6 protein-coding genes are annotated in these 9,719 nt (G+C 43.5%); 2 read left to right on the top strand and 4 right to left on the bottom strand.

Going from position 1 to position 9,719, the window contains the following annotated elements:
* Positions 1–156 precede the first annotated feature (156 nt).
* Entirely contained in the window at positions 157–690 is a 534-nt protein-coding gene (locus ACQKCG_RS04175) for a hypothetical protein (protein WP_134292390.1), read from the bottom strand.
* Positions 691–931: 241 nt separating this feature from the next.
* Complete coding sequence (secA, locus tag ACQKCG_RS04170) at positions 932–3,733, bottom strand: preprotein translocase subunit SecA (protein WP_134292389.1); 2,802 nt, start codon at positions 3,731–3,733, stop codon at positions 932–934.
* A 454-nt stretch (positions 3,734–4,187) separates the two neighbouring features.
* On the opposite strand from secA, the gene mutS reads away from it, so the two are divergent.
* Both mutS and fdxA read left to right on the top strand, forming a co-directional pair.
* Complete coding sequence (gene mutS, locus ACQKCG_RS04165) at positions 4,188–7,292, top strand: DNA mismatch repair protein MutS (protein ID WP_134292388.1); 3,105 nt, start codon at positions 4,188–4,190, stop codon at positions 7,290–7,292.
* Between the two features lie 206 nt (positions 7,293–7,498).
* Positions 7,499–7,822 (top strand): ferredoxin FdxA, encoded by a 324-nt coding sequence (gene fdxA, locus ACQKCG_RS04160; protein WP_101205516.1) that lies wholly within the window; start codon positions 7,499–7,501, stop codon positions 7,820–7,822.
* 118 nt (positions 7,823–7,940) lie between these two features.
* On the opposite strand, the gene ACQKCG_RS04155 is transcribed toward fdxA, so the two are convergent.
* Both ACQKCG_RS04155 and ACQKCG_RS04150 read right to left on the bottom strand, forming a co-directional pair.
* A complete protein-coding gene (locus ACQKCG_RS04155; RefSeq protein ID WP_134292401.1) occupies positions 7,941–8,426 on the bottom strand; it encodes a pilin in 486 nt (161 codons plus the stop codon).
* 90 nt (positions 8,427–8,516) lie between these two features.
* Entirely contained in the window at positions 8,517–9,626 is a 1,110-nt protein-coding gene (locus tag ACQKCG_RS04150; RefSeq protein ID WP_227543665.1) for a serine hydrolase domain-containing protein, read from the bottom strand.
* Between the last annotated feature and the right edge of the window lie 93 nt (positions 9,627–9,719).

Below are 9,719 nucleotides of genomic sequence, written 5' to 3'. Positions count from 1 at the left end.
ACTGGACGTCTGCTTTGAATCGCTTTATGATTATGTTTGATGATCGTATAAGCAGGCATTTAATCTAAATGGCAGTTACACAGAATTCGGGATGGGCTCACGCTATCTTAGCGTTGCTTTTTTGATGCCTATCACTTACTCAGTATTGAAGACCAACTATGAGGCTTCATTACACTCGAATGTATTAACATTTGACTCATCTGCACCCGCAGTACGCATGACGCCAGTTTTACGAGCTTCATGCCCTACACGCCACTGTGTGAATCCTTGACCACCATCAATTGCGGTCGCCACTTCAAACACTTCAGGGTTAGTACCTTCATTGGTTTGATTCAACGTTACTGTACCCATGTCAGTTGCAACCACTACTTGATTGGTTTCTTCTTTGTAGGTTGCATCAACTTTTAACTCAGGTGAGCACAAATACAGTATCTGTGTCACGCCACTATTAACAGAAGCAACCGTATCACCTTCTACTTCATTAAGCGAAGCGTCTTCAGCATCGACGACAACATCACTAGGTTCAGCGGGCTCCGCTGACATTGGAACGGACTCTTCTGTATTAGCCCCTTCTTCCATGCCCGACTCTGGCTCTGATTGTTGCTGACAAGCACTGACCGTCAAGGCACCAGCCAACAGACTTGTTAAAACTACTGAGCTGCGTACTTTTTTTAAGAATTCTACACTCATGACACTCTCCCAAATAAATATGTTAAACACTATAGCGTGTCCATAAATTCACGCCTATGCTGAATTTGTAAGTAATCAATACAAAGTGTTTGTTGGTCTTAATCTAGCAAGTTTTAAGTTTGCATAAGTTATCTAACAGATATAAAAAAGCCCCTATCTACTTAAGATAAGGGCTTTTTCAGGTAAGAGCTTGCTACAACAGCATTTCAGTACATAGCTAATAACTTGCCACGACTAACGACTAAATTTTACCATGACACTGCTTGTACTTAAGACCTGAGCCACAAGGACACGCTGCATTACGACTGATATTCATACCTGCATATGGGTTTGGTTCATTAGCATTACTACCGTTACCTGCGATAGCAGCACCAACGCCATCTGCGGCAGCACCGCTATTTAGATTACGGCTTTGTGGTTGCGGCTGGGCAGCTGAGCCACTCGCATTGCTATCCAAGTTATCTACATCGTCATGCTCAAACTGCATTTGCATATGGGCAGCGTTCTCACGTTGCTGAATTTCTAATGCTTCCAGTTCTTCCTTGGTTGGGATATGAACACGTGACAAGTCTTGTACGGTCTCAGACTTAATCGCACCAAGCATCATTTGGAACAATTCAAACGACTCACGCTTGTATTCCTGCTCAGGGTTTTTCTGTGCATAACCCCGCAGATGAATCCCTTTGCGTAGCTGATCCATCTGCGTTAAGTGCTCTTTCCAATGCTTATCTAGACTCTGTAGCATAAAATGACGCTCAAGCTGAGCAGCGTCCTTTTCACCCATCTGCTCACGGCGACTGTGATAACGATCTATCGCCGTTTGAACGATTTTCTCACGCAGCCCTTCTTCATCCAGACGGCGATCTTCATCCAACCAATCGTTAATCGGCATTGAGATTTTGAATTCGTCTTCTAACTCATCTTCTAAGCCGTCAATATTCCACTGATCATCAATAGAGCCAGGCGGAATAAACTGATTGATCATCGCATTATATACTTCATGATGCATCACTTCGATGGCTTCTAATAAGTCCATCTCTGCTAATAAATCATCACGCTGACCATAGATAACTTTACGCTGCTCATTGGCAACATCATCGTATTTCAATAGGTTTTTACGGGCATCAAAATCGCGACTCTCAACTTTACCTTGCGCATTTTCGATCGATTTAGAGACCATTTTATGTTCGATGGCTTCGTCTTCTTTGAGACCCATCGCACGCATCATATTGACCACACGATCGCCTGCGAAGATACGCATCAGATCATCTTCGAGCGATAAGAAAAAGCGTGACATACCAGGGTCACCCTGACGACCAGCACGACCACGTAGCTGATTATCGATACGACGTGACTCATGGCGCTCAGAGCCGATGATATGTAAACCACCCGCTGCTACGACTTGGTCATGTTTAACTTGCCATTGAGATTTTAGACGCTGCATCTCTTCTGGACTAACCGCATCGATATCTTCGATAAACGACTGCCAGTTACCACCAAGGATAATATCCGTACCACGGCCTGCCATGTTGGTGGCGATCGTGACTGACTTTGGACTACCTGCCTGTGCAATGATTTCTGCTTCACGCTCATGCTGCTTGGCGTTTAGAACGTTATGTTTGACGCCTTCTTGGTCGAGCAAGTAAGACAACTCTTCACTGGCCTCAATCGTCGCGGTACCAACCAGTACTGGCGCGCCTTTGGCTTGAATTTCTTTAATTTCGCGAATGATGCCTTTGTATTTGCCTAACTTGGTTAAGAAAATCTGGTCATCCATATCGATACGAGCAATCGGCTCATGCGTTGGAATCACAATGACATCTAGATCGTAAGTAGATTTGAATTCTGCCGCTTCAGTATCAGCGGTACCCGTCATACCAGATAACTTGTCATATAGACGGAAGTAGTTCTGAAAGGTCGTGGTGGCAAGCGTTTGGTTCTCTGCTTGGATCTCAACGTTTTCTTTCGCCTCGACTGCTTGATGCAAGCCTTCTGACCAGCGACGACCAGGCATGGTACGGCCTGTATTTTCATCAACGATGACCACTTCGCCTTCATCCACGATATAGTGAACGTTTTTGACAAACACATGATGCGCACGAATGGCAGCTTGAACGTGAGCCAAAAGTGGCAAACGACTTGGGCTATATAAGCTTTCGTTTTCACCCAGCTCGCCCACTTCGATTAAGAAGCGCTCGATTTTTTCATAGCCTTTTTCGCTGATCTCAATCTGGCGATTTTTTTCATCAATCCAGAAGTCTTCTTCTTCGTTATTCTTGTTTGCTTCTTCGTCTTTTGAACGAATCAGCACAGGAATAATCGTATTAATCAACGCGTACATGCGTGATGAATCTTCAGCTTGACCCGAGATAATAAGCGGCGTACGAGCTTCATCAATCAAGATTGAGTCAATTTCATCGATAATACAAAAGTTTAGCGGGCGCTGTTTTTTCTCAGCAAGACTAAAGACCATGTTATCGCGCAGATAATCAAAACCGTATTCGTTATTGGTACCATAGGTAATGTCAGCTTGATAAGCTTCGATTTTTTCTTGTGGCGGCTGCTGTGAGTAAATCACACCAACAGTCATACCTAAAAACCCGAACAACGGACGGTTTAGCTCAGCATCACGCGCGGCCAAATAATCGTTGACCGTGACCAGATGAACCCCTTTACCGCTGATCGCATTTAGGTACATGGCCAAGGTTCCCATTAGGGTTTTACCTTCACCCGTTTTCATCTCAGCGATTTTGCCTTCGTGCAAGGTGATACCACCGATCAGCTGCACGTCATAGTGACGCATGCCATTGACACGCAATGATGCTTCGCGGCAGACGGCAAACGCCTCTGGCAATAGCGCATCTAAGCTTTCACCTTTTTGATGGCGTGCTTTAAATTCTTCAGTTTTTTGTTGTAGTTGCTCATCAGACAGGGCTTGTATTTCAGCCTCTCGTGCGTTGATCTTGCTGACCACTTTACGCATGCGTTTTAATTCGCGGTCATTTTTAGTGCCAACTACACTGCCTATAATCTTTGATAACATAATTTTTTGACCTATGGAATATTCGATAATTAGTGCGCATTAGCCAAAGCTTAGCTCTCTGCCTTGTCATCACCCGACTAAGTACTACCTAATTTAGTATCGCCCAATTAAGTGTGCCGTCATTATATATGGTTATGACGCTGATGGATACAAGGGCAGCAAGTAGATATTTGCCACAGTAAAAACCTAGTAGGACGTGTTAAAATAGCGAATACCTTGTTAAATTTCTTAGCTTTTTCAGCGACTTTATTATTTTTCACATTTTGATTTTTATACGCTTGCTACTACTGCATCTTGGCTCAAAATTTGTCGTTAGGCCATTTATCTATAAGTAACTGGCTTATTAATAAAGCCAAAGCTATCTATCAAACCCATATATAAGACAAATAACCCTTTAGCACCCCTATCATAAAATACTCATTACCACTCATTAAAGCACTATAAGAGATTCTGCATGACCGTAAAACCATCTGGACAAAATCAGTCGTCAAATTCTAATTCATCAGAAAAACCCTTTTCAAAACAAGAGAGCTCTGACTGCTTAAGTATAGGCGATGCCGTCTACAACCTAGCAGACCATACGCCGATGATGGTGCAATATCTAACCATGAAAGCCAACTATCCACAAGCATTGCTCTTGTACCGGATGGGTGATTTCTATGAGCTGTTCTTTGACGATGCTAAGCGGGCAGCGCAAATACTAGATATCACATTGACACGCCGTGGTACGGATAAAGCAGGCAACACGATAGCCATGGCGGGCGTACCGTTTCATGCAGCCGATAGCTATATGGCACGCTTGATTGCGGCTGGTCAGACCGTCGTTGTATGTGAGCAAATTGACGAATCAACAACTGGCAACGCTGATAATAAGTCTAATATCCCTGCAATGGGCGACAAGCAAAAGAAAGACAAAAGTAAATCTACTGCTGGTAGCATCATGCGCCGTGAAGTGGTTAAGACGCTTACGGCAGGTACTATTACTGATGACGCATTGATTGCACCTAATCATACGCCGACTGTGGTCGCCATCGATATTGCGACTATGAAAGCGCAAGACAATAGCCAGACGTTACAAGCAGCCGTTAGCCAGATGGATTTGGCCGCGGGTACACTGACTACCCAGACGCTGATAGCAGACAAAAACGATATCGATAATTTGCAAACTCAAATGCTTACTGTATTAGCGCGTTTTGCACCTAGTGAATGCATCATTAGTGAAGCGCTTATTGATGGCGTTGGCGACAGCATTGGAAGCAATGATACAGAGTGGCTACTGTGGTTACGGCAAAATCTGGACTGCCCTATTATAGAAGTCGCTGCCAATGACTTTCATCGTGAGCATGCCAGTGACACGCTTTGTCAGCAGTTCGAAGTCCAGCGTCTCGATGGGTTGGGTATTGCTGAGGCGCCACTTGCGCAAACCAGTTGTGCGGCGCTTATCCACTATGCGCGTCAGACTCAGCAACGCCACGTGCCACAAGTCAACCAACTCATTGTCGAGTACAGCGATGACTACCTAATTATCGATGCCAATAGCCAACAAAATCTCGAGCTATTTACCCCTGTTAGTAGCAATGGTACTTCTTTGATATCTGTGCTGAATCACTGTCAGACTCCGATGGGCAAGCGTTTACTCGTGCAGCAAATGAAGCGCCCACTTCGTCAACATTCACGTATCAATATGCGTTTGGACGCGATAGCATCTCTATTGAATACAGAACATGCACCAAACAATCTTGAGCAAACATTAGCAAATAGCGTAACCAAGAATACACTGGTCACGAGCATACGCGAGACGCTACATGCCATCGGTGATGTTGAGCGCATTAGTAGTCGCATCGGTCTGATGAGCGCTAAGCCCCGCGACTTGCGTAAACTTGCCGAGGGTATCGCTAGTAGCGCACAGCTGACTACTCTATTGACAACATCAGGTATCAGTCATGAAGACGCTGGCCTGCTACCAATGCTAATGCAGCAATTGCCAGATCAACTACCTGCTGTTCAATCCGTCGCCGAATTAATCGAGCGCGCTATTGTCATTGAACCACCTGCGCATATCCGCGATGGAGGAATGCTAGCGGCGGGCTACGATGAAGAGCTTGATCGTCTTACCCACTTGCATGACAATATTCAAGTGACATTGGACGAAATGTTAGAGCGTACCCGTCAAGACAATCAATTACCGAGTCTAAAAGTCGGCTTTAATAAAGTTAGCGGCTTCTATTTTGAATTGCCCAAAATGCAGGCAAAGAATGCCCCTGCCCACTTTATCCGTCGACAAACGCTTAAAAGCAGTGAGCGCTTTATCACTGATGAGCTAAAGGAAGTTGAGACAGAATATCTAAGTGCCCAGTCCTTAGCATTAGCTCGTGAAAAGCAGCTGTATCAAGAGCTCTTAAATCAATTAAACCAACACTTGGCTGACCTACAACAGCTTAGCGCGGCTATCGCCCAATTAGATGTGCTAAGCAATTGGGCCCAGCTTGCCATGACGTATAACTGGCAGCGCCCAATCATGGGGCTACATACAAAAGACCAAAGCGAATCGGTGGCCAAAAATCAAACCAACATTGATATTAGTCAAGGTCGTCACGTTGTGGTTGAAGCGGCATTGAATCAAACGAATGCGAATAGTAGGAACGGTAATTCGTTAAGTACAAACCACTTTGTCGCCAATGACTGCACATTAGGTAGTGATGAACACCCTGAAAGATTACTTCTGATTACTGGCCCTAATATGGGTGGTAAATCTACCTATATGCGCCAGACCGCGCTGATTGTACTGCTCGCGCATTGCGGCAGCTTTGTGCCAGCTAAGCATGCGCATATCGGCGATATCGACCGCATTTTTACGCGTATTGGTTCAGCTGACGACTTGGCTGGTGGCAAATCGACCTTTATGGTAGAGATGATCGAGACGGCTAATATCTTAAATCAAGCAACCAATAAATCACTGGTATTAATGGACGAAGTCGGTCGCGGTACTGCCACTACTGATGGTCTTGCCATTGCTCATGCCTGTGTCAATCGCCTAGTCGAGATTGGCTGCCTGACATTATTTGCCACTCACTATTTTGAGCTAACCCAATTAACGAATGATATTGGCAATCATCATGCTGATATCCGTAACGTTCATGTAGCAGCCAGTGAAGTCGACGGTCAACTATTGCTATTGCATCAAATTAAAGACGGTGCAGCGAGTTCTAGCTTTGGATTACATGTCGCAAAAATGGCTGGTATTCCCACCCAAGTACTAGAAGATGCTAAGCGCTATTTAGCAGACAACTTACAGCTAGGCCATTCAACCGTAGATAGAGCAAAAACTATTGATGATAAAAATGAATTAGCTAAGTCAGTAAAGGATAAACGAGAAGAGAGTTATAATGATGCCACTCTCAATCAAGAAACAACTCAAGCGGCAGACATAATGGATAATTCAAAACAAAATCAGCTATTTAGCCTACAAGATGAGTTAAGCATGATTGATCCTGATAGCTTAACACCTAAGCAAGCGCATGATTTACTTTATCATCTGAAGAAAATCATTAGTCATTAAAGGGAATTGTCAAAGCGTAGTAAAGGCGCTAAAATACGCTTTATTTTCCAACTATTCTATGTAGCCCTTATAGTTGATTTAATTTAAAAGAGTTACAATGCAGCTGAGCGCAGAGGTATAAGTAATACTTCATGCAAGGCTGACACAACAATTCTCTTGAAAGAAATTGACTATATCAGCCAATCCAATAACAGGTAGACCTCACTATGACCTTTGTCGTTACAGATAACTGCATTCTTTGCAAATACACCGACTGTGTAGAAGTCTGTCCTGTGGACTGCTTTTATGAAGGCCCAAACTTCCTAGTCATCGATCCTGATGAGTGCATCGACTGCGCACTATGCGAGCCTGAATGTCCCGCCAACGCGATTTTCTCAGAAGATGAGGTGCCGAAAGACCAAGAGATGTTCACGCAGCTAAATGAAGAGTTAGCGCAAAAATGGCCAAACATCACTGAGATGAAAGGGCAAATGCCAGAAGCTGAAAAGTGGGATGGCGTGGAAGGTAAGATTCAGTATTTAGAGAGATAGGTAATACGTTAAGATAACTCAATGTACTGAACCAATAAAAAACCACCTAATGGCGATATGCTGTTAGGTGGTTTTTTATTGCTTAGAGAATATGTTAGCTTTTTTATTGAACAAATGATTATAGGCTATTATTGTAGTCACACGAGTTTGGCAGATATAATGCTTCAATATTACTACTACAGCTCCACGATCCGCTACTGGTACGCAACCATTCTATTTTTTTACCAGCCAGTTTTGGGTTAACTTGATTGGATACAATTGCAGTAATACTAGTAGTCAGAGTCAGCGGACTTGTCATCTGTGCCACACCTGTATTATTAGGTAAAACTACGCCCACTTGTGAGCCCCCTATGATTAAATTAGAAGGCGTAGCACGCGGATCACATTCATCATTGCCTAACCCAATAGCAGTTCTGCCCGTCTGCAAACACTCTTCTGCTGATAATCGAAGTTGACTCAATTCATTGATAACTCTCATCGCTTGAGTCTTGCATACATAAATTTGATACTGAGAAATGGCAACCGCAGCCAAAATACCTATGACAGCAACGACAATCATGAGCTCTATAAGAGTAAAGCCAGACTGTGAACGGGATATAGTCATTAAGTATAAGACTCTGTAAAGTTATAACTTTACTAAGCACAATCTATGCCATGCTTAATATCACGCTTTATTTATACGACTTATTGATAGTTATCTCGCTGCTATCATCTGCTCATAAAGCATCATTTTGACATTATGATCGACACCAGTATTTGGTGTACCGTTACTCAATAATGCCAATACGCTGCCTTGCTCATCTACTGCGACGAGCGATGACAGTCCTAACAGATTGCCGTCGCGATAATATACCGTAGCAGACTTGCCAGTGGGCTGATAAGGCAGCATCGCATAGCCGTAGCACTCAGCTATTTGACTGGCATCACAAGATACCTCAGCATCCAGTGACAAGATATTTGGTGCAAGCTGATTTGCCATTGATTTGACTTGCTTGGCAAGCTCTATCGCATTACCAGACAGTCCAGCAGCTGATGCCAGTCCATCATAATCAAAAGCCGTATAGATATCCGCATAACCCGTCAGACCTGTCTCTACATGGTTGTAAAATACCTCATCCGGCATAGCAGTGTTAGATATAAAACGTAAGCTAGTATTGGCAAAGTCATATTGGTGTGCAATGATGTCGGTGTAAGGTTTATGACTATTCGCCCGACTAATTACCTCACCTAGTAGACAATAACCAAGGTTGGAATAGCTAGTCTTGCTATCAGGGTCAAAGCCTAAGGTAATGTCATTCAAGCCTTCAATATGATTGGGGCAAATGTCCTTTCCAATACCGAACATATCTTGACCAAATACGCTATAGCGGTCAAACCCTGCACGGTGAAGTAGCAGCTGACCGATGGTAATGTCATTGATGCGGGTATCTTTTGGGCTATTGATTTCTGTTATGATGTCCGACACCTTGGTGTCTAGCGATAATTTACCGTCTTTAATCAGCGACAATATCGCATCCGACGTCCACAGCTTAGTGACACTGGCAAAGCGAAAGCGCGTCTGTTCAGTCACAGCATTAGAGAGTAACGGATACTTGCCAACATAGCCGTTTTCACAATGATGGAGCTGGCCTTGCGGGTCGATATAGGCGATTTGATTGGAAGGGGCATTATTACGTACTTGATATTTCAAGATATCTATAAGCCATAACGGACTACTGTCACTGCACTTTATATTAGCAAGTGAAAGTTGCGCACGGACAGGATAAGTTTGTAGCCATAAAACATTGCGAGCTGATATGTTCACATGATAGTAAACAATGAATAGGACTATTATTATTATAGAAAAAAGTTGGATAAAGGAATTAGTATACACTGATTTTATATCAATTTTATTTAA

It is taken from the genome of Psychrobacter sp. NPDC078929, assembly GCF_050267985.1.
Classification (GTDB): domain Bacteria; phylum Pseudomonadota; class Gammaproteobacteria; order Pseudomonadales; family Moraxellaceae; genus Psychrobacter.
Note: the sequence above shows the minus strand (reverse complement) of the source record. Positions and strands in the feature narration are given on the sequence as shown.

Bases quoted from the DNA above. Each gene is read 5' to 3' on its own strand.
- ACQKCG_RS04175 (WP_134292390.1), bottom strand. From the start codon at position 690: ATGAGTGTAGAATTCTTAAAAAAAGTACGCAGCTCAGTAGTTTTAACA.
- secA (WP_134292389.1), bottom strand. From the start codon at position 3,733: ATGTTATCAAAGATTATAGGCAGTGTAGTTGGCACTAAAAATGACCGC.
- mutS (WP_134292388.1), top strand. From the start codon at position 4,188: ATGACCGTAAAACCATCTGGACAAAATCAGTCGTCAAATTCTAATTCA.
- fdxA (WP_101205516.1), top strand. From the start codon at position 7,499: ATGACCTTTGTCGTTACAGATAACTGCATTCTTTGCAAATACACCGAC.
- ACQKCG_RS04155 (WP_134292401.1), bottom strand. From the start codon at position 8,426: ATGACTATATCCCGTTCACAGTCTGGCTTTACTCTTATAGAGCTCATG.